Genomic DNA, 20,500 nt, shown 5'->3' on the forward strand with positions numbered 1-20,500 from the left:
CTCAGACCTGCTCCGGGAACATCTGGATCGCCCCGGAGGGGCACTCGGCGACGCAGATCCCGCAGCCCTTGCAGTAGTCGAGGTCGATCAGGTACTTCCCGTTCGGCTGGTCGAGCTTGATGACCGCGTTGTCGGGGCACACGCCGTAGCAGTTGTCGCACTCGAAGCAGTTGCCGCAGGACATGCAGCGCCGAGCCTCCAGCAGCGCCGTGCCCTCGTCGTGGCCGAGCACCACCTCGTCGAAGGTCGACTCGCGGCGGGCCCGGTCGAGCAGCGGCCGGTGGGCGCGGGGGGCGTCCGAGTAGTACCAGGTGTTCAGGGTGTCGAAAGTGGCCAGCGCGGGTCGTACGGCGGGCTCGGGTGCCGCGCCGGACAGCCAGGCGTCGATGTGGCGCGCGGCCCGCTTGCCGTGACCGACCGCCACGGTGACCGAGCGCTCCTGCGGCACCATGTCGCCGCCGGCGAAGACCCCCGGGCAACCGGTCATCATGTCGCTCGCGACGGCGACGACCCCGTCCTCGACCACCAGGCCGGGGACGCCGTCGAGCAGTGCCAGGTCGGTCTCCTGCCCGAGCGCGAGCACCAGGGAGTCGGCGTCGAGCTCCTCCAGCTCGCCGGTGGGCCGCGGGAAGCCCGCCTCGTCGAGCTCCATCCGCTCGATCGTGAGCCTCCCCGAGTCGACCTGGGTGATGGTCGAGAGCCACTTGAACAGCACGCCCTCGTCCTCGGCCTCCCGCAGCTCGGACTCGTGGGCCGGCATCCGGTCCTGCGTGCGGCGGTAGACCACGATCGCCTCCGCGGCGCCGAGCCGCCTGGCGGTGCGGGCCGCGTCCATGGCGGTGTTGCCACCGCCGTACACCGCGACCCTCCTGCCCAGGAGCGGCTTCTCGCCGGCTTCGAGGTCGCGCAGCATGCTGACCGCGTCGAGCACGTGCGCCGCCGACCCGGCCGGGATGTAGGCCCGGCGCCCGAGCTGCGCGCCGACGGCGAGGAAGACCGCGTCGTGCTCGTGCCGCAGCGCCTCGAGGTCGGTGACCTTGGCGTCGAGCTCGAGCGTCACCCCCAGGTCGAGGATGCGCTGGACCTCGGCGTCGAGGACGTCGCGCGAGAGGCGGTAACGCGGGATCCCGAAGCGCATCATGCCGCCGGCCATCGGCCCGGCCTCCTTGATCGTGACCGTGTGGCCGCGCCGGGCCAGGTGGTAGGCGGCCGAGAGGCCGGACGGGCCGGCACCGACGACCAGGACCCGCTTGCCGGTGGGCGGCACGTCGACCGAGACGGTCCAGCCCTGCCGGATCGCCTCGTCGCCCACGAACCGCTCGACCGAGTTGATCCCGACGGCCTCGTCGAGCTGGGCGCGGTTGCAGGCGGTCTCGCAGGGGTGGTAGCAGACGCGGCCCATGACGGCCGGGAACGGGTTGTCCTCCATGATCCGGCGCCACCCCTGCTCGTAGCCGGCGCCGCCCGCCTCCGCCTCGTAGAGCCAGGCCTGGATGTTCTCCCCGGCCGGGCACGCGTCGTTGCAGGGCGGCATCCGGTTCGTGTAGACGGCCCGCTCGGTGCGCCAGGAGCCCGTCTTGTTGGCGCGGCTGCTGCCGACGTCGAGGGTGATCGCGAAGGGCTTGTCCATCACTCGTCCCCCTCCGGGAGCAGGCCGAAGCGCGCGATGTTGCGGTCGGCCCGTGCCTGCAGCCGCGCCACGATGTCGGGACGCGGGTGGTCGCCGAAGAGGTGTGCGTAGCGCCGCTGGGGACGGAGGTACTCCTCGACCGGGACCTGCCTGCGGATCCTCGACACCTCGGTGACCTCACCGGCCTCGGCCTCGAAGACAGGGAAGAGACCGGTCTCCTTGGACAGCCGCGCGAGCCTGACCGTGTCGGCGGAGTCCGCGCCCCAGCCGAGCGGGCAGGGCACGAAGACGTGCAGGTAGCGGGCGCCGCGGAAGGTCATCGCCTTCTCCACCTTGTACTCCAGGTCGCGCAGCTCGGCGACCGTCGCGGTGGCCACGTACGGGATCTCGTGGGCCATGGCGATGAGGGGCACGCTCTTGCCCTGGCCGAACGCGTTGCCGGGCGTCTGGCCCAGCGCCTTGGTGTTGGCGGTGATCGCCGCCGGCGGCGTCGCGCCAGACCGCTGCACGCCGGTGTTCATGTAGCCCTCGTTGTCGTAGCAGACGAAGAGCACGTCGTCGTTGCGCTCGAACATCCCCGACAGCGTCCCGAAGCCGATGTCGACCGTGCCCCCGTCGCCCGCCTGGCCGACGACCCTGATGTCGTCGCGTCCCCTGGCCCGAAGCGCCGCGGCCACCCCGGCCGCGACGGCCGGCCCGTTGCCGAAGAGGGAGTGGAGCCAGGGCAGCTGCCACGATGACTCCGGGTACGGCGTGGAGAAGACCTCGAGGCAGCCGGTCGAGTTCACTGCGACCACCTTGCCGCCGGTGGCCCGCATGGCGGCGTCGAGGACGTAGCGGGCGCCCAGCGCCTCGCCGCAGCCGCGGCAGGCCCGGTGGCCGGAGGTGATCGAGTTCGAGCGACCGGTCCGCGCCTGGACGGACCGCTGCTCGGGCTCGAGCAGCCGGTTGCCGGCGACGAAGGTGCCGGTCTGGTAGAGCTTGATCTCCTGGTACGGCATCTCGGCCTCCTACTCGTACGCCCCGGAGGCGACCGTCCCGAGGTCGCGCAGCATGTTCTCCGCGTGCGGGCCGGGCCGCTCGCCGTGGCGGGACCTCTCGAGCTCGCGCTGCACCAGCTCGAGGTCGAGGTCCATGAAGTGCAGCCGGCCGGGGTCGACCCGGCCGCCGAGCACGTCGTCGAGCAGGGCGCGCAGGGAGGCGCGGGTGATCGGTCGCCCGCCGAGGCCGGCCACCACGTCGTACACCTCGACGGGTTGGCGACGGGTGGCGTCGCGGACGTTCTGGCCCACGATGCCGCCGGCGCCCACGGCGAAGGCCTTCTCCACGACGACGACCCGATTGGCGTTCTGCAGGGCCTCGCGGACCTCCCCGACCGGCCAAGGGCGGAAGCAGCCGATGCCGAGCGCACCGACGGACACCCCGTCGTCACGCATCGCGTCGACCACGTCCTGGATCGTGCCGAGCACCGAGCCCAGGGCGACGACGACGGTCTCGGCGTCCTCGAGCCGGTAGGGCCTGAGCAGCCCGCCCGAGGACCGTCCGAAGGCCGCCTCGAACTCCCGGGCGATCACCGGGATCTCGTCGAGGGCGGCCATCTGCTTGACGTGCATGAGGTACTTCACCTCCGCGAAGGCCTCCGGGCCGACCATGGCGCCGATCGTGACCGGCTCGTCCGGGTCGAGCAGCTGCCGGGGGACGAGGGGCGGCAGGAACGCGTCGACCTGCTCCTGCGTGGGCAGGTCGACCTCCTCGAAGGCGTGGGTGAGGACGAACCCGTCCATGCACACCATCACCGGCACCGACAGCGACTCGGCCAGCCGGAACGCCTGGACGTGCAGGTCGACGGCCTCCTGGTTGGACTCGGCGTACAGCTGGATCCACCCCGAGTCCCGCATCGCCATGGCGTCGGAGTGGTCGTTCCAGATGTTGATGGGGGCGCCGATGGCGCGGTTGGCGACCGTCATCACGACCGGCAGGCCGAGGCCGGAGGCGTTGAAGAGGGCCTCCGCCATGAAGAGCAGCCCCTGGCTCGACGTCGCGGTGTAGGCCCGGGCGCCGGCCCCCGAGGCGCCGATGCAGGCGGACATGGCGCCGAACTCCGACTCGACCATGAGGTACTCGCACCCCGCGAGCTCGCCGGTGCGGACCCGGTCGGAGAGTGACTCCACGATGTGGGTCTGCGGAGAGATCGGGTAGGCCGCGATCACCTGCGGCCGGCAGAGCGTGACCGCTCGGGCCACCGCCTGCGAACCCTCGACCTGGCTACGCATCGGCGGACCTCCTCGAGGACTGGCTCAGGGACCGGCCCACGGTCCGGCCGAGCATCGCGCGCACGTGCTCGTGGCCGGCGAGCGCGGCAGCGACGTTGCCCTCCGCGAGCTCCCCGCCGAAGCGGTCGCGCACCGCGTCGCAGACCGCCCCGACCGACACCTGCCCGGTCAGGGCGGCGAAGGCGCCGAGGAGCGGGACGTTGGGGACGGGGCGCCCGAGGTGCCGGCGCGCGATCTCGGTGGCCGGCACGGTCACGACGCGGTCGGGACGCAGGCGCCGTACGAGCTCGCTGAGCCCGAGCGCCTCGACGGTGGAGGAGGTGTTGAGCACGAGGTGTCCCTCCGGTCCGAGCCCGGCGAACAGGTCGACCTGGTGGAGCAAGGTCGGGTCCTGGACGATCAGGGCGTCGGGGTCGGTGATCGGCTCGCGGAGGCGGATCGGCCGGTCGTCGATCCGGCAGAACGCCACGACCGGCGCGCCGGTGCGCTCGGAGCCGAAGGTGGGGAACGCCTGTGCGTGGCGGCCCTCGCCGAAGGCCGCCACCGAGAGCAGCTCGGCGGCGGTCACGGCTCCCTGGCCGCCCCTGCCGTGGATGCGTACGGCGAACACGCCATCCCCTCCGTCCGACTCGACCTGTGGCGACAGTAGGTCGGGCGACCACCGGCCGGTCAGTGTCCTTGGACCCGACCTCTCGGGACCATGCGCACGTGATCGGCCGACCCGGCCGCCCCGGCGCGGGTGCCGGCGCCCCGGTGCTGGCACCGCACCACGCGGTGCGCGAGCATGCAGGTATGAGCGACACAGCGACCAGCGGGTCGGGCCTCGAGCAGACCCGGCGCCTCGGCGTCGAGACCACCGGCATCGAGATCATCGAGGAGTCGGAGCGGACCGCCCGGCCGCGCGACCTGTTCTGGCCGTGGTTCGCGGCCAACGTGTCGGTCTTCGGCATCAGCTACGGCTCGTTCGTGCTGGGCTTCGGCATCTCGTTCGTCCAGGCCCTCGTGGTGACGGTCGTCGGTGTCGTCGTCTCCTTCGCCCTGTGCGGGATCATCGCGATCGCGGGCAAGCGTGGGTCGGCACCGACGATGATCCTGAGCCGGGCGGCCTTCGGCGTGCAGGGCCAGAAGCTGCCCGGCGTGATCTCGTGGCTGGTCTCCATCGGCTGGGAGACCTTCCTCGCGATCCTCGCCGTGCTCGCGACGGCGACGATCTTCGACCAGCTCGGGTGGGCGTCCGGCACGAGCACGCAGGTGGTGGCCACCGTGGTGGTGGCGGCCCTCATCGTGTCGGCGAGCGTCGCCGGCTACCACGTGATCATGCGCATGCAGTCGGTGCTGACCTGGGTCACCGGCGTCGCCACCGTCGCCTACGTCGCCCTGACCGTCGACGAGATCGACTGGTCGGCGGTCCGCGACGTCCCGAGCGGCAGTGCCCAGCAGATGGTCGGCGCCCTCGTCATGGTGATGACCGGCTTCGGCCTCGGCTGGATCAACATCGCCGCCGACTGGTCGCGCTACCAGCACCGCGACGCCAAGGGCTCGTCGATCGTCGCGTGGAACACCTTCGGCGGTGCGGTGGCCCCCGTCCTGCTGGTCACCTTCGGTCTCCTGCTCGCCGGCTCGTCGGAGGACCTGAGCGCGGGCATCGTCGCCGACCCCATCGGCACCCTCGGCGTCCTGCTGCCCACGTGGTTCCTCGTGCCGTTCCTGCTCGCCGCCATCCTCGCGCTGGTGAGCGGTGCGGTGCTCGGCATCTACTCCTCCGGACTGACGCTGCTCTCGCTGGGCGTACGGATCCCGCGACCGGCCGCGGCCTTCGCCGACGGCCTCGTCCTGACCCTCGGCACGGTCTGGGTGGTGTTCTTCGCCGAGGACTTCCTCGGCCCCTTCCAGAGCTTCCTGATCACGCTCGGCGTGCCCCTCGCCGCGTGGGCGGGCATCATGATCGCGGACATCGCGCTGCGCCGGCGTGACTACGACGACGAGGCCCTCTTCGACAGCAGCGGCCGCTACGGGGCCGTCGACTGGACGTCGGTCGCGACGATGGTGGGCGCCTCGGTCCTCGGCTGGGGCCTGGTGGTCAACAACTTCGCCGCTGACGCCGCGTGGAACAACTGGCAGGGCTTCCTCATCGGTCCGCTCGGGCTCGGGACCTACGTCGACGACCCGGCCGGCCCCTACTGGGAGGGCAGCTGGCCGTACGCCAACCTCGGGGTGCTGCTCGCGCTCGTCCTCGGCTTCGCCGTGACGTACGTCGCCCGGCGTGGCACGGTCCGGCGCCAGGAGTCGGGGATGGAGTCGGGGACAGAGGTCGGGAACACGCTGACCCGTTCGTGACGTTGGGCCGGGCGTGCTGATCGAGATCTGGTCCGACGTCGTCTGCCCGTGGTGCTACATCGGCAAGCGCCGCCTCGAGGGGGCGCTCGCCGACTTCGAGCACGCCGACGAGGTGGAGGTCCGCTGGCGCTCCTACCAGCTGGACCCCGGTGCCCCGACCGTGCCGACCGAGGCGACGGCGGCGATGCTGGCCCGCAAGTACGGCCAGTCGCCGGCCGGCGCTCGCCGGATGCAGGACCAGGTCGAGGCGGTCGCGGCGGAGGAGGGCCTGGTCTACCGGCTCTCCGAGACGCTGCACCTCAACACCCTCGACGCCCACCGGCTGCTCCACCTGGCCCACGACGAGGGCGGCAACGAGCTCCAGGGCCGGTTGAAGGAGGCGCTGCTCGAGGCGTACTTCACCCGGGCCCGCGACGTCGCCGACCACGAGGTGCTCCGTGAGGTCGCGGTCGCTGCCGGGCTCGGCGCCGCGCGCGTGGACGAGGTGCTGGCCGGGACCGAGCTCACCGACGCGGTGCACGCCGACGTCGAGCAGGCGCAGGCCTCCGGTGCCAGCGGGGTGCCGTTCTTCGTCGTCGACCAGAGGTACGGCGTGTCCGGCGCGCAGCCCCGTGAGGTCTTCACGCAGGTCCTCGAGAAGGCGTGGTCGGAGTCGCACCCGGCGATCGAGGTCCTCGCGACCGGCGACGACTCGGGGGCGTGCGGACCCGACGGCTGCGCCGTCTGAGCCGTCACTGCTGCGCGCGGACCCCGCGCGCGGCCTTCTCGGCGGTCGTCTCCACGCGCGCCGCCCGGGTCTCCGGACGCTTCGCGAGCACGATCCAGCCGAGGATCATCCTCTGCGCGGAGGCCGACCACGACTCCCAGTGCTCGCGCGAGCCGGGGTGGCGGTCGAACGCCGCGGCGAGGTCGTCGGGCACGACGCAGTCCTCGACGGCGTCCATGAGGGTCCACATGCCCGAGGCCTTGGCGTGGGCGACCGCTGCAGCGCCTGCCGGCTCCATCAGACCGGCCGCGTCCAGCCGGGCGACGCGCTCCTTGTTGCTGCGCGACCAGATGCTGCCGCGGCGGCGCGGCGCGAACCACGTCATCGCGCGGTCGGCGTCGAGGGGCCTGACGGTCGAGTCCACCCAGCCCCAGCGCAGTGCCTCCAGCACCGCGTCCTCGTAGGAGAGGGCCCGCTCGGCGGCCCGGCGGGGACTGACCAGCCAGACGCCGTCCGGCCGTGCGTGGTGATCGCGCAACCACGCGCTCCAGTTCTCGCGGCACGCCGGCTCGAGCCGCTCGGCGTCCTCCATCACGCCCATCTGCTCAGCGTAGGCGGGTCCGGGGACACCGGTCCCGTCGCGCGGCGGGAAGGCCCTGTCCCGCATGGTGGGGCGATGGGACGGTCACGCGACTCGCGAGTAGTGTGGTGCGGGCACAGCGTCGTGCAGTCCCGGACCACCCTTGAGCATCACGAGGACCCCGCTGTGAACGCACCCGCGAAGCCTGTCGTACTCATCGCCGAAGAGCTGAGCCCCGCCACGATCGAGGCGCTCGGGCCGGACTTCGAGATCCGCAGCTGCAACGGGTCCGACCGCGCCGAGCTGCTTCCGGCGATCGCCGACGTGGACGCGATCCTGGTCCGGTCCGCGACCAAGGTGGACGCCGAGGCGCTGGCCGCGGCCCACCGGCTCAAGGTCGTCGCCCGCGCCGGCGTCGGGCTCGACAACGTCGACGTCAAGGCGGCCACCCAGGCCGGCGTGATGGTCGTCAACGCCCCCACCAGCAACATCGTCAGCGCCGCCGAGCTGGCCGTCGCGCTGATGCTCGCCGCGGCCCGCCACATCAGTCCCGCCCACGCCGGGCTGCGCGGCGGGGAGTGGAAGCGCTCGAAGTACACCGGCATCGAGCTCTACGAGAAGACCGTCGGGATCGTCGGACTCGGCCGCATCGGCGTGCTCGTGGCGCAGCGCCTGAGCGCCTTCGGGATGAAGGTCATCGCCTACGACCCGTACGTCCAGGCGGGCCGTGCCGCGCAGATGGGCGTGCGCCTCGTCGACCTCGACACCCTGCTCGCCGAGTCCGACTTCATGAGCGTGCACCTCCCCAAGACCCCCGAGACCGCGGGCCTCATCGGTGCCGACCAGCTCGCGAAGGCACGACGCAACCTCGTCCTGGTCAACGCCGCCCGCGGCGGGATCGTCGACGAGGCGGCACTCTTCGATGCCCTCAAGACCGGCCAGATCGCCGCCGCCGGCCTGGACGTCTTCGCGAGCGAGCCGTGCACCGACAGCCCCCTCTTCGAGCTGGAGAACGTCGTCGCGACACCCCACCTCGGCGCCTCGACGGACGAGGCGCAGGAGAAGGCCGGCATCGCCGTGGCCCGCTCGGTGCGGCTCGCCCTGAGCGGCGAGCTCGTCCCCGACGCCGTCAACGTCCAGGGCGGCGTCATCGCCGAGGACGTCCGTCCCGGCATCCCGCTCACCGAGAAGCTCGGTCGGGTGTTCACCGCGCTCGCCGGCGAGGTGGCCCAGCAGCTCGACGTCGAGGTCCGCGGCGAGATCACCGAGTTCGACGTCAAGGTGCTCGAGCTCGCCGCGCTCAAGGGCGTCTTCGCCGACATCGTCGAGGAGCAGGTCTCCTACGTCAACGCACCGCTCCTCGCGGCCGAGCGCGGCACGGAGGTACGCCTCGTGACCGAGGCCGAGAGCCCCGACCACCGCAACCTGATCACGCTGCGCGGCACCCTGGCGGACGGCTCGCAGGTCTCCGTCAGCGGCACCCTGATCGGCATCTCGCAGAAGGAGCGGCTGGTCGAGGTCAACGGGTTCGACCTCGACATCGAGCCCACCACCCACCTGGCGTTCGTGACCTACGAGGACCGTCCGGGCATGGTCGGCGTCGTCGGCGGGATCCTCGGCGAGGCAGCGGTCAACATCGCCGGGATGCAGGTCTCGCGCCAGGACCGCGGCGGTGAGGCCCTCGTCGCGCTCAGCGTGGACTCGGCCATCCCGGCCGAGACCCTCGCCGAGATCGGGACGGCCATGAACGCCACCGCCGTGCGCGCGGTGGACCTGGCCTGACCGACCTGCTGGTCCTCACCCCTAGGCGACCATCACCCGGCCGGCGACGTTCCTCGTCGTCGGGCCGGCGCCGTCCGCGCCGACGTGCTCCCACGCGGCCGCCAGCCGGCGCACGGCCTCGGTGAGGCGCTCGGGTGAAGCGGTCCACGGGATCCGTACGTGCCGGTCGAGACCGCCCTCGACCGCGAAGACCGGCCCCGGCGCGACGACCACCCCGCGCCGCTCGGCCTCGGCAGACGTGGCCGTCCCCAGCGGCTCGGGCAGCTCGCACCACAGGGCCAGGCCGCCGTCCGGCACCCGGAACCGCCACGTCGGCAGGTGCTCGCGCACCGCGGCCACCAGGGCGTCGCGCCCCGCCAGCAGGCGTTCGCGGTGCAGCGGCAGCACCTCGTCGGCATGGTCCATCAGGTCGGCCAGGACGAGCTGCTCGAAGACGGGTGCACCGAGGTCGAGCCCGATGCGGGCCTGCACGAGCCGGTCCATGTCGGCCAGCGGCGCCCGCACCCAGCCCAGCCGGAGTCCTCCCCAGAACGCCTTGCTGGCGCTGCCGATGGTGATCGCGTCGCCGGCGTACGCCGCGAGCGGCCGGGGCATCGACCCGGCCAGCCCGGGGCTGAGCGCCAGCGCCTGGTGGGCCTCGTCCGCGACGACGACGGTGCGGGTGCGGGCGAGCACGCCGGCGAGCTCCTCGCGCTGGGCGTCGGTCATCAGGTGCCCGGTCGGGTTCTGGAAGTCCGGGATGAGGTAGGCCAGCCGCGGCGACGTCTGGCGCAGGGTGGCGGCCAGGGCGTCGAGGTCCCAGCCGTCGGGGTCGACGGCCGCCGGGACGAGCCGCGCCCCGGCGTGGCGCACGGCCTGGGTCGCGTTGGGATAGGTCGGCGACTCGACCACCACGCGCTCCCCGGGGGCGGTGAAGGCCTGCGCGACGATCGAGGCGCCCGCCAGTGCCCCGGCCGTCACCATCACCTGCTCCGGCACGGTGGGCAGGCCGCGGGCCTCGTACGCAGCGGCGATCCGCGCCTGCAGGGCCGGCACGCCGAGCGGGAAGTAGCCCGGACCGCTGAGGTAGGCCGGCAGCTGCTCGGTGGCGCGCTGGTAGGCCTCGACGAGACCGGGCGGGGCGGAGTGGGCCGCGCAGTTGAGGTCGATGACGTCGTCGCCGCCGGCGCCGGGGAGCAGGGAGCGGTCGTGGGCCCGACGCCGCCCGCCCGGCACCGTCGTGAACGTGCCCGCACCGCGGCGCGCCTCGGCGTAGCCCGACTCGCGCAGCACCTCGTACGCCCGGGTGACGGTCGTGCGCGACACGTCGAGCGCGGCGGTGAGGTCGCGCTCGCTCGGCAGCCGGACGCCGATGCCCACTCGTCCGTCGCCGATGAGCACCCGCAGGCTCTCCGCCAGGCCGACGTACGCGGGGGAGCGGGGGAAGTCGCCCACGAGAGTGGCTACGCGCTGTGCGCTGACGATCCGGTTCATGCAGTCCACTCTCGCAGGATTGGCTATTTGGAACAAGGCCAATCGGCCGCAGGATGGGGTCATGACCAGCGCCACCCCGTCCTCCGCCCCCTGCGGCACCGGTGCACCGTCCGGCACCGTCCACGCCCCCCGCGGCGTCCTCGTCGACCTCGGTCCCATCGCCCAGCTCCGGGCCGGCCGGCTCGCGCGTCGGCTGCCCCAGCTCTACGTCGGTCTGGTCCTCTACGGCGTGTCCCTCGCCCTGATGGTACGCGGAGCGCTCGGTCTGGCCCCGTGGGACGTTCTGCACTCCGGCTTCGTCCGTCACGTGCCGATGACGCTCGGCCAGGCGGTCGTGCTGTTCAGCTTCGTCGTGCTGGTCCTCTGGATACCGCTGCGGGAGATGCCCGGACTGGGCACGATCAGCAACGCGATCGTCGTGGGGCTGTCCGCCGACGCGACCCTCGCGCTCCTCGAGCGCCCGGACGGCCTGCTCGGCCGGGTCGGCCTGATGGTGGGTGGCGTGGTGCTGTGCGGCATCGCCAGCGCGCTCTACATCGGTGCGCAGCTCGGGCGCGGTCCGCGCGACGGGCTCATGACCGGACTGGCCCGGCGCACCGGGCTGTCGCTGCGGCTGGTGCGCACCGGGCTCGAGGTGACCGTGGTCGTCATCGGGCTGCTGCTCGGCGGCGTGCTCGGCATCGGCACCGTGGCGTACGCCCTGGCGATCGGGCCGCTGACGCAGCTGATGCTCCCGTGGTTCACCGTCGACGTGATGGCCCCCGACGCCGACTGAGCGAACCCGGCGCGGTCAGCGGCGCGTGGCGATGACCGCGGAGGCGTCCGCGGCGACCATCACCTCGACCGCGGTGAAGCGGTCGTCGGTGAGCCACTGCTCACGCAGCGTGTCGACCCGGCCATAGGTGATCGGCGGCCACGACTCGCAGGGTGCGAAGTCGTCGAGCACCACGATGCCGCCGGGCTCGACGAGGTCGATCACGGCGTCCACGCCGACCTCCGACGGGCTGCCGGAGTCGAGGAAGAGCAGGGAGAACGGGCCGTGCTCGCGCAGCACGTTCCAGTCGGCTGCGAGCACCTCGACCTTGTGGTCGTCGTCGAAGATCTTCGAGGCCGCGCCGGCCAGCGACTCGTCGAGCTCGGCGGTCAGGATCCGCGCGCCGTTGCGTACGCCGCTGCGCAGCCAGGCGGTCCCGACGCCGCAGCCGGTTCCGAACTCGGCCATCGTCCCGCCCCGCGTGGCGGCGAGGGTGGCGAGCAACCGGCCGGTCTCGTTGCGGCAGAACGCGACGTAGCCGGCCTGGCGGCACACGTCGAACGCGCGCTGGACGATGTCGGGGAGAACCGGGGGAGCAGACATGAGGCCGCCGAGTCTGTCACCCCTCGCCCGTGATCCCAGTGGGCGGGCCGACGTCTCACGATCTGACACATTCCGGGAAATGCACTGCGCCGGCGCCGTCGGCGGTCGTACAGTCGGCTCACCATGCGGAGCGTCTTCGTACTTATCGATCGCCGCGGCGAGGCCTGACAGAGAGGCCACCTCGTCGCGGTGTTCGGCGTTGACGAGGTTCCGCCGCCCGGCCTTTCGCCCCTCCGCTGGGCACAGCCCAGCCGAGTTCGAAGCCGCCGCCTCCGTGGCGGGTCCACGCAGTCCTTGCGCGATCCGCACGCTCGTCGGCCGGCAGCCGGGCCCGGGCGATCCCCGCATCCCTGCTCCGTCACCCGCCGTGGTGTCGGCAGCTTCGGACTCACCCCACACCACGACGTGACCAGGAGTGAGAACGATGTACGACCTGTACCCCGACAGCTGGGGCCCCGCGGCCCACGACCCCGAGAACCCGCGCAGCGCGGAGAACGTGGCCCTGGCGCTGCAGACCGCGCTTGACCTGCGAGACGGCGGCGGCCAGCGTCCCGACGACAACTAACGTCAGCCGCATGCCAGACACCCAGCAGACCGCTCCCACCGGCACGCCCACCCTCGCCGTCATCCCCGGCGACGGCATCGGTCCGGAGGTGACCGCCGAGGCCCTCAAGGTCCTCGAGGTCGCATCCCCGGTGAAGTTCGAGTCGACGCGCTACGACCTCGGCGCCGAGCGCTACCTCGCAACCGGCGAGGTGCTGCCCGACTCGGTGCTCGCGGAGATCCGCGAGCACGACGCGATCCTGCTGGGAGCCGTGGGCGGCAAGCCCAACGACCCGAACCTGCCGCCCGGCATCCTCGAGCGCGGCCTGCTGCTCAAGCTGCGCTTCGAGCTCGACCACTACGTCAACCTGCGTCCGTCTCGTCTCTTCCCCGGCACCGCCTCACCCCTGGCCGAGCCGGTCCTGCAGAAGGGCGAGATCGACTTTGTGGTGGTCCGCGAGGGCACCGAAGGCCCCTACACGGGCAACGGCGGTGCCCTCCGGGTCGGCACCCCGGCCGAGATCGCGACCGAGGTGTCGGTCAACACCGCGTACGGCGTCGAGCGGGTCATCCGCGACGCCTTCGCGCGCGCCGAGCGGCGCCCGCGCAAGAAGGTGACGCTGGTCCACAAGACCAACGTCCTGGTCAACGCCGGGTCCCTGTGGTGGCGCTTGTTCGAGCAGGTCGCGGCCGAGCACCCCGACGTCACCACCGACTACATCCACATCGACGCGGCCATGATCTTCATGGTCACCGACCCCGCGCGCTTCGACGTGGTCGTCACCGACAACCTCTTCGGTGACATCCTCACCGACCTCGCCGCCGCCATCACCGGCGGCATCGGGCTCGCCGCCTCCGGCAACGTGAACCCCGACCGGACGGCGCCGTCCATGTTCGAGCCCGTGCACGGCTCGGCCCCCGACATCGCCGGCCAGCAGAAGGCCGACCCGACAGCCGCGATCCTCTCCGGCGCCCTGCTGCTCGACCACCTGGGGCACGCCGAGGCCGCCGCCGCGATCGAGACGGCCGTGCTGGCCGACCTCCGCGAGCGCGCTCCCGGCGCGACGCGGCGTACGAGCGAGGTCGGGGACGCCATCGCCGCCCGCCTCTGACCGACGCGCTCACGCGCGCGTCCGGATAGGTTGACCCCATGCAGATCAGCACCACCGCCAACCCCACGCCCGTCGACGACGCCCGGCTGGCCGAGATCCTCGCCAACCCCGGCTTCGGGACGTACTTCACCGACCACATGCTCACGGTCGAGTGGACGCCGGATGCGGGCTGGCACGCGGCCCGCATCGAGCCGTACGGACCGCTGACGCTCGACCCGGCGACGGCGGTGCTGCACTACGCGCAGGAGACCTTCGAGGGGATGAAGGCCTACCGCCACGCGGACGGCTCGGTGTGGACCTTCCGGCCCGAGCAGAACGCGGCGCGGATGGTGCGCTCCTCGCAGCGGCTGGCCTTCCCCGAGCTCCCCGTCGACGACTTCGTGGAGTGCGTGGACGCACTCGTGCGGACCGACCGGCGCTGGGTGCCCGACAGCGAGGGTGAGAAGTCCCTGTACCTCCGCCCGTTCATGTTCGCGTCCGAGACGTTCCTCGGGGTGCGACCCGCACAGCACGTGACGTTCATGGTGATCGCCTCGCCCGCGGGCGCCTACTTCAAGGGTGGCATCAAGCCGGTCAACCTCTGGCTCTCGGAGACCTTCACCCGTGCTGGCCGCGGCGGCATGGGGGCGGCCAAGACGGGGGGCAACTACGCCGCGTCGCTGGCCGCCCAGCGCGAGGCGATCGAGCAGGGCTGCGACCAGGTCGTCTTCCTCGACGACCAGGAGTTCCGCTACATCGAGGAGCTCGGCGGGATGAACCTGTTCTTCGTCCACGCCGACGGCTCGATCGTCACCCCTGAGACCGGCACCATCCTCGAGGGCATCACCCGCGCCTCGATCATCGAGCTCGCCGGCAAGCTCGGCCACGCGGTCGAGGAGCGCAAGTTCTCCCTCGACGAGTGGCGCCAGGGCGTCGCGTCGGGCCAGATCACCGAGATCTTCGCCTGCGGCACCGCTGCGGTGGTCACCCCGGTCGGAGAGCTGCGCTCGCCCCACGGCGTGACCCCGGCGCCCGCCAGCACCGAGCTGACCATGCGCATCCGTGAGGCGCTCGTGGGAATGCAGTTCGGTCGCGCCGAGGACACCTTCGGCTGGATGCACCGCGTCTGCTGACGGCATCGGCCGATCGGCCGATGAGGTCCGGCCTCGGGACCGATGCGACGTACGCCGTGCGCGACGAGGCTCTTCGCATGACGACGACCTCGCCCGAACGACTGCGTCCCTCGACCCGTGCCCGAGGCGACTGGTGGATCCCGACGAGCCTCCTCGCGCTCGCCGTCGTGCCCTCCGCCGGGGGCGCCGCTCGGCTCGTCGACCTCTCCGGTGGCCGTACCGCGGAGAACGCGCGCTTCTTCGACCTGCCCGCGCCGATCCTCGTCCACATCGTCGGGTCGACCACCTTTCTCGTCCTCGGGGCGCTGCAGGTCTGGCCCTCATTCCGCCGCAGGCGTCCGGCCTGGCACCGCTGGAGCGGTCGGGTGCTGGTCCCGGCGGGCCTCGCCGGTGGGCTCAGCGGCATGTGGATGGCTGCCTTCTCCGACGTCCCGGCCCACGACAACGCCACGCTGATGTGGTTGCGGCTGCTGTTCGGCGCGGTGATGGTGGCGGGGCTGGTCCTCGGGCTGCTCGCCATCCGTCGCCGCGACGTCCGCACGCACCAGCGATGGATGGCACGGGCGTACGCCGTGGCGCAGGGCGCCGGCACGCAGGCGCTGTTCCTCGACCCGGTCGTCGTCCTCGCCGGACAGCCGTCCGGCAACCTCAAGGCGGTCGTGATGGGCGCGGCCTGGGTGGTCAACCTCGCGGTCGCGGAGTGGCTGGTGCGCCGGTCCCGCCAAGGACCGGGGTCGGCTAGCGTGACGCCTCCGGGATCCGGGCAGATCGAGGGACGTCTGCCGTCCACCACTAGGTCCCCGTGAGCGAGGTGGGCAGTGAAGGCCACTGAGTGGAAGCGAGTGGTGAAGCCGCTCCTGCCCGACGATGACTGGGCGTTCCGCGGGCGCGCCGTCTATCGCACGCCGGTGCGCCACGTGGCGGTCGGTCTGCTCGCCGAGGGATCCGGCTGGAGCACCGGTGTCTACGTGCACCGACTGAGGCTGCCGCTCTTCGTGCCCGGCGAGGACTGGACGCTGGACTGGTCCGACCGCCTCGGCGGTGGCGCACACACCTGGTCGACCGACGACGGGGCCGAGCTGAGCGCGACGGTGGCGCGCGCCCTGTGCGAGATCGGCGACGAGCAGGACGCGTTGCGCCACATCGCCGACCCCGTCGAGAAGGTCAACTGGCGGATGCTCGAGGACGTCGCCGGGAGCCGGGTGCTGCTCGGTCAGGGTGGGAGGGCGCTCCGGACGATCGAGGACGCGCTGGCCGAGCCCCGAGGACGCAGCTGGGACTCCGACCTCGTGGACCGGCTCGAGGAGCTGCAGCAGCTGTTGAGGGAGGACGGCCTCGCGGGGGCCGAGCGCGTGCTCGAAGCCCGGGCGGGGCGGACAGCCGGTGCCTTGGGGATCTCCCGCCCTTCATCACCCCGATAGCCTTCGGTCGTGAGCGAGGCGGACACCGGCGGCGGGCTCCAGCAGTCGACCTGCAAGGGATCGAGCGCGTTCGAGGCGCAGAGCTCGCGGTCGCTGCGCGACTTCATCCGCACCGAGTCCGGGTCGGCGGGGATGCTGGTCGTCGCGGCGCTGGTGGCCCTGGCCTGGGCCAACTCGCCGTGGTCGCAGTCCTACGTCGACCTGTGGCACACCGAGCTGTCGATCCGGTTCGGCGACGGCGGCCTGTCGATGGACCTGCACCACTGGATCAACGACGGCCTCATGGTCGTGTTCTTCTTCGTGATCGGGCTGGAGGTGCGCAAGGAGTTCGCGATCGGCGAGCTCACCGACCGCAGCCGGGTCGTCGTGCCGCTGGTCGCCGGGATCACCGGCATGCTCGTCCCGGCGATGATCTTCCTCGCGCTCAACCCCTCCGGCGAGCAGGCGGCCGGCTGGGGTGCGGTGATCGGCACCGACACGGCGTTCCTGCTCGGCGTGATGGCCCTGGTCGGGCCGGCGGTCTCGACGCAGCTGCGGATCTTCCTGCTGACCCTGACGGTCATCGACGACATCGTCGCGGTGAGCGTGATCGGCATCGTCTACGCCGACGACCTGTCGCTCGGCGCGCTGTCCGTCGCGGCCGCCTGCCTGCTGGTCCTGGTGGTCCTGGACCGCGCGGGCGTGTGGCAGGCCGGCCCGTACGTCGCGGTGGTGCTGGTGCTCTGGGTCGCCACCGTCGAGTCCGGCGTGCACGCCTCGATCGCCGGCATGCTGAGCGGGCTGCTGGTCCCGGCGCTCGACCCGCGGCGCTCCGACGTCGAGGAGGCGGCGAGGACGTTCCGCGCGTTCCGGCAGTCCCCGATGCCCGGCGTGCAGCGGGCCGCACGACGCTCGCTCACCCGCGCCATCTCGGTCAACGAGCGCCTCCAGGAGGCACTGCACACCCCGACCAGCCACGTCGTCGTCCCCGTCTTCGCCCTCGCCAACGCGGGCGTCGACCTCCGCGACGGCGTGCTCGGTGACGCATTCGGGTCGGCGCTGATGTGGGGCATCGTGCTCGGCCTGGTCGTGGGCAAGGCCGTCGGCATCTTCGCCGGTGCGTTCGTCAGCGTCCGCCTCGGCTGGGGGAGGCTGCCGCAGGGGGTCGGGCTGGGGCACACGCTCGCGGGCGGTGCTCTGTCAGGCATCGGGTTCACGGTGTCGCTGCTCATCATCAGCCTCGCGTTCGAGTCCTCGCGGCTCCAGGACCAGGCCCGCGTCGGCGTGCTGGTGGCCGCGGTGCTCGCCAGCCTCGCGGGCTGGCTTGCGTTCCGGTTCGCGGCGCGCTTCCTGGGCCAGCGCGACGCGGCGCTGCCGACGGTGCTGAGCCGACCGGTCGACCCAGCCCGCGACCACGTCGCCGGACCGGTCGACGCGCCGCTGACGCTCGTGGAGTACCTCGACTACGAGTGCCCGTTCTGCGCCCGCGTGAGCGGCGTAGGCGACGAGCTGCGCGCCCACTTCGGCGACCGGCTGCGCTACGTCACCCGGCACCTGCCGCTGACCGTGCACCCGCACGCGGAGCTGGCCGCGCTCGCGGCGGAGGCCGCCGCCCGCCAGGGCCGCTTCTGGGACATGCACATGGTGCTCTTCGCCCACCAGGACCAGCTCGAGCTGGAGGACCTGGCCGGCTACGCCGCTGAGCTCGACCTCGACGTCGAGCAGTTCCTCCGTGACCTCGACGACGACGAGCTCGCCCGCCACGTCGCCCACGACGTCGCGTCAGCCGAGGAGAGCGGCGTACGGGGCACCCCGACCTTCTTCATCGGCGAGACCCGGCACACCGGGCCCCACGACGCGCGCACCCTCATCGCGGCGCTGGAGGCGGCGGCCGTCGCGCGCTGACCCGGCGCCGGGGCGTCCAGGTGGTTGTCCTGACGGCCCAACCGTTCGACCATGACGGTGCGTTAGGTGTCCGAGAGGGGACCCGGCCATGGACGAACCCGCGTTCAGCGACTACGTGGCGGCACGACGGCCACAGATGTACCGCACCGCGTGCCTGCTGTGTGGCGACCCGCACCGGGCCGAGGACGTCGTCCAGGACGCGTTGGCGCGGCTGTACGTCGTGTGGGACCGGGTGGGGCGGATGGAGAACATCGACGGCTACGTGCGCCGAACCATCGTCAACGCCAACTACAGCGACCGGCGCCGGCCATGGCGCCGCGAGCGGCTCGTGCAGCCCCGCGACGTGCCGGTCGAAGCAGGGTTCCCCGCGGAGGACGCGGAGGCGATCCGGGCCGCGATCAGCGCCCTCCCGCTCGGCCAGCGGCGGGTGGTCGTGCTGCGCCACATCTGGAACCTCACCGTCGAGGAGACCGCCGCCGAGCTGCAGGTCAGTCCCGGGACCGTGAAGAGCCAGAGCGCCGACGCGCTCGCCGCCCTCAGGCGGGCTCTGGCGCCATCCTTCGGTGCCACGCTCGGGCAAGGAGGCGAACGATGAACGATGACCTCGAGGTCCTGCGCCGGCTCGTGGACTACCACGACCACATCGCTGCGCCACCGGTTGCTGTCGCCGATGACCTGCGTCGGGGACGTCGGCGGGTGCGGCGCAGGCGCGCGGTCGTCGCCGGCACCCTGGCCGCCGGCCTCGCCTCGGCGGTCGCCGCCGTCACCCTCGTCATCGGCGCCGAGCCGGGTGGACGTCCCGAGCCGGCGGGCCCACCGTCGCCACCTGCCAGCACTGATTCCCGTCGAGGGAGCCCCGGCCTCGTCGCGCCGCTGATCGCACCCGACTCGATGCTCGACGTGCGCGAGCTCGGTTTTCGCGTCGAGGGCCTGCAGACAGTCGGTGGCCGCCTCCTTGCTGATCGTCAGGAGGTCGAGGTGGTGGTTGAGCGCGCCACCTACAGTGTGGAGGTGTACTACCAGGGCAGGGACCCGGAGCTGTCGGCGTCCGATCCCTCAGGGCAGGAGATCCGCGTCCACGGGGTGGCCGGCACGCTCGTCGAGCGGCCCGACTTCGGCTCGCACCTCACCTACCTCATCTGGGAGTACGCGCCGGACTCATGGGCGGTGGTGCGGCGGTCGGAAGACTCCTCGGTCCCGTCGAGGAAGGCAGAGGTGCTCGTCGTCGCGGAGGCCGTCCGCCCGGGCGGCCCGGCTGTGCGTGTGCCGTTCCGGCTCGGTACGGCCTCGGCCCCCTTGCTGCGGTCCGAGACCCTCGTGGAGGTCTGGATGTCCCGCGACGCCGCATCGTGGCGAGCCTCCTACGAGAGTGGCCTGGGCCTCGTGGGCAACCCGTCGACTTCCGGCGGACGGTGCGGCGGGTCCGCAATGGCCTCACGCTCCGAGCGGTCCTTCAGCCATCGCGGGCACCCCGGTTGTGTCGAAGCTGTTGACGAGGACCTGTCCGAGGTCGGCTCCGTGGAGCTGGAGGTCGACGGACAGACGCGGCAGGTCCACCGGCACGGCGCCCCGCTGGCGGGGTACCGGGTCGAGGACCTCGCCGACCTTCTCGCAGGCATCACGGTCGCGTCATCGGACGACCGAGCGATCTGGTTCGACCTGGCAACGGCCTTCGGCGGCTGACAGGGGAGCACCCCTGACTCGCGACAGGCGCGGGTACGGGCCGCCAGTGCCCGGTGGGACGTGCCAGCAGCCCCGCCGATCGGACCATCGGCGGGGTGTGGGGCGGGGTCATCGTCGGCGGGGGCGTGGGATGCCGGGTGGGTCGGGTGGGTCGAGCTCGGTGGTGCCGGTGTGGTCGCGTCGGTAGCGGTAGCCGTGGGGAGCCGTCCACTCGAACACCCCGGGCGCGACCATGGCGTAGCGCCAGGCTGAGTGGGTCTTGAGCCGGTGGTGGAACCGGCACAGCGCGGCGAGGTTGCCTGTGGTCGTCGGCCCGGGCTGGGGTCTGCCCTCGGCCTCGGCGTGTTCGTCCCACGGCACGACATGATCGATGTCGCAGCCCCGGGCGGGGTGGCTGCAGCGGGGGAACACGCACGTGCGGTCGCGCAGGATGATCTGCTCGCGGAGCATGGCCGGGACCTTGCGCGTCTGGCCAGTGAGCGGGGTGTTGAGGTCGATGACGGGCTTGATCGTCACGCTCGTGTGGGTGTCGCCGCGCCAGGCCTGGATCTGCTTGAGGAGGACGAGGCGCTGGCCGTTCTCCATCCGCCCGGTCGGCCCGAAGATC

The 20,500-nt window shown here is 72.3% G+C and carries 20 protein-coding genes; 12 read left to right on the plus strand and 8 right to left on the minus strand.

Going from position 1 to position 20,500, the window contains the following annotated elements:
• Position 1: 1 nt before the first annotated feature.
• From IE200_RS20000 to IE200_RS20015, 4 genes are read right to left on the minus strand one after another with little or no spacing between them, the layout of a single operon-like run.
• Positions 2-1,630 carry an NAD(P)-binding protein gene (locus IE200_RS20000; protein ID WP_191281253.1) on the minus strand — a complete coding sequence of 543 codons (1,629 nt, stop codon included), beginning with the start codon at positions 1,628-1,630 and terminating at the stop codon, positions 2-4.
• Positions 1,630-2,631 carry a thiamine pyrophosphate-dependent enzyme gene (locus IE200_RS20005; protein ID WP_191281254.1) on the minus strand — a complete coding sequence of 334 codons (1,002 nt, stop codon included), beginning with the start codon at positions 2,629-2,631 and terminating at the stop codon, positions 1,630-1,632. Before IE200_RS20005 ends, IE200_RS20000 begins: the two co-directional genes overlap by 1 nt.
• A gap of 9 nt (positions 2,632-2,640) precedes the next feature.
• Positions 2,641-3,903, minus strand: a complete 1,263-nt coding sequence (gene porA / locus IE200_RS20010; RefSeq protein WP_191281255.1) for a pyruvate ferredoxin oxidoreductase — start codon at positions 3,901-3,903, stop codon at positions 2,641-2,643.
• Positions 3,896-4,513, minus strand: a complete 618-nt coding sequence (locus IE200_RS20015) for a 2-oxoacid:acceptor oxidoreductase family protein (protein WP_191281256.1) — start codon at positions 4,511-4,513, stop codon at positions 3,896-3,898. The genes porA and IE200_RS20015 overlap by 8 nt, the downstream gene beginning before the upstream one ends.
• A gap of 182 nt (positions 4,514-4,695) precedes the next feature.
• Between IE200_RS20015 and IE200_RS20020 the strand changes: the two genes are divergently transcribed.
• A complete protein-coding gene (locus IE200_RS20020) occupies positions 4,696-6,240 on the plus strand; it encodes a purine-cytosine permease family protein (RefSeq protein WP_191281257.1) in 1,545 nt (514 codons plus the stop codon).
• Positions 6,241-6,253: 13 nt separating this feature from the next.
• Positions 6,254-6,967 (plus strand): DsbA family oxidoreductase, encoded by a 714-nt coding sequence (locus tag IE200_RS20025; RefSeq protein ID WP_191281258.1) that lies wholly within the window; start codon positions 6,254-6,256, stop codon positions 6,965-6,967.
• A 4-nt stretch (positions 6,968-6,971) separates the two neighbouring features.
• Here IE200_RS20025 and IE200_RS20030 read toward each other — a convergent pair whose 3' ends face one another.
• Positions 6,972-7,547 carry a YdeI/OmpD-associated family protein gene (locus IE200_RS20030; protein WP_191281259.1) on the minus strand — a complete coding sequence of 192 codons (576 nt, stop codon included), beginning with the start codon at positions 7,545-7,547 and terminating at the stop codon, positions 6,972-6,974.
• A 165-nt stretch (positions 7,548-7,712) separates the two neighbouring features.
• Between IE200_RS20030 and serA the strand changes: the two genes are divergently transcribed.
• On the plus strand, positions 7,713-9,308 hold the full coding sequence (gene serA, locus IE200_RS20035) for a phosphoglycerate dehydrogenase (protein ID WP_229856875.1): 1,596 nt from the start codon (positions 7,713-7,715) through the stop codon (positions 9,306-9,308).
• Positions 9,309-9,329: 21 nt separating this feature from the next.
• Here the strand turns inward: serA and yczR are convergent, their stop codons facing one another.
• Positions 9,330-10,781: a MocR-like transcription factor YczR gene (gene yczR, locus IE200_RS20040; protein ID WP_191281261.1), complete on the minus strand. Its 1,452-nt coding sequence runs from the start codon at positions 10,779-10,781 to the stop codon at positions 9,330-9,332.
• Positions 10,782-10,842: 61 nt separating this feature from the next.
• Here yczR and yczE point away from each other — a divergent pair, with 61 nt between their 5' ends.
• Positions 10,843-11,556 (plus strand): membrane protein YczE, encoded by a 714-nt coding sequence (yczE, locus tag IE200_RS20045; protein ID WP_229856877.1) that lies wholly within the window; start codon positions 10,843-10,845, stop codon positions 11,554-11,556.
• A 15-nt stretch (positions 11,557-11,571) separates the two neighbouring features.
• Here the strand turns inward: yczE and IE200_RS20050 are convergent, their stop codons facing one another.
• Positions 11,572-12,138, minus strand: a complete 567-nt coding sequence (locus IE200_RS20050; protein WP_191281262.1) for an O-methyltransferase — start codon at positions 12,136-12,138, stop codon at positions 11,572-11,574.
• A gap of 424 nt (positions 12,139-12,562) precedes the next feature.
• Between IE200_RS20050 and IE200_RS20055 the strand changes: the two genes are divergently transcribed.
• The 8 genes from IE200_RS20055 (at position 12,563) to IE200_RS20090 (ending at position 19,893) form a co-directional block, all read left to right on the plus strand.
• Positions 12,563-12,703 (plus strand): hypothetical protein, encoded by a 141-nt coding sequence (locus tag IE200_RS20055; protein WP_191281263.1) that lies wholly within the window; start codon positions 12,563-12,565, stop codon positions 12,701-12,703.
• Positions 12,704-12,713: 10 nt separating this feature from the next.
• On the plus strand, positions 12,714-13,793 hold the full coding sequence (locus tag IE200_RS20060) for a 3-isopropylmalate dehydrogenase (RefSeq protein ID WP_191281264.1): 1,080 nt from the start codon (positions 12,714-12,716) through the stop codon (positions 13,791-13,793).
• 38 nt (positions 13,794-13,831) lie between these two features.
• Positions 13,832-14,905: a branched-chain amino acid aminotransferase gene (locus IE200_RS20065; RefSeq protein WP_191281265.1), complete on the plus strand. Its 1,074-nt coding sequence runs from the start codon at positions 13,832-13,834 to the stop codon at positions 14,903-14,905.
• 77 nt (positions 14,906-14,982) lie between these two features.
• Complete coding sequence (locus tag IE200_RS20070; protein WP_191281266.1) at positions 14,983-15,711, plus strand: DUF2306 domain-containing protein; 729 nt, start codon at positions 14,983-14,985, stop codon at positions 15,709-15,711.
• 39 nt (positions 15,712-15,750) lie between these two features.
• The gene (locus tag IE200_RS20075) at positions 15,751-16,326 is read left to right on the plus strand and encodes a hypothetical protein (RefSeq protein ID WP_191281267.1); all 576 of its coding nucleotides are present in this window, start codon (positions 15,751-15,753) and stop codon (positions 16,324-16,326) included.
• Between the two features lie 9 nt (positions 16,327-16,335).
• Complete coding sequence (gene nhaA / locus IE200_RS20080) at positions 16,336-18,210, plus strand: Na+/H+ antiporter NhaA (RefSeq protein WP_229856880.1); 1,875 nt, start codon at positions 16,336-16,338, stop codon at positions 18,208-18,210.
• Positions 18,211-18,298: 88 nt separating this feature from the next.
• Complete coding sequence (locus IE200_RS20085; protein WP_191281268.1) at positions 18,299-18,805, plus strand: SigE family RNA polymerase sigma factor; 507 nt, start codon at positions 18,299-18,301, stop codon at positions 18,803-18,805.
• Positions 18,802-19,893, plus strand: coding sequence for a hypothetical protein (locus tag IE200_RS20090; protein WP_191281269.1), 1,092 nt, complete (start codon positions 18,802-18,804; stop codon positions 19,891-19,893). Before IE200_RS20085 ends, IE200_RS20090 begins: the two co-directional genes overlap by 4 nt.
• 108 nt (positions 19,894-20,001) lie before the next feature.
• On the opposite strand, the gene IE200_RS20095 is transcribed toward IE200_RS20090, so the two are convergent.
• The coding region (locus IE200_RS20095; protein WP_191281270.1) for an HNH endonuclease signature motif containing protein at positions 20,002-20,500 on the minus strand (499 nt) is incomplete at its 5' end.

Source organism: Nocardioides flavus (ex Wang et al. 2016) (assembly GCF_014653115.1).
GTDB classification, from domain to species: domain Bacteria; phylum Actinomycetota; class Actinomycetes; order Propionibacteriales; family Nocardioidaceae; genus Nocardioides; species Nocardioides flavus.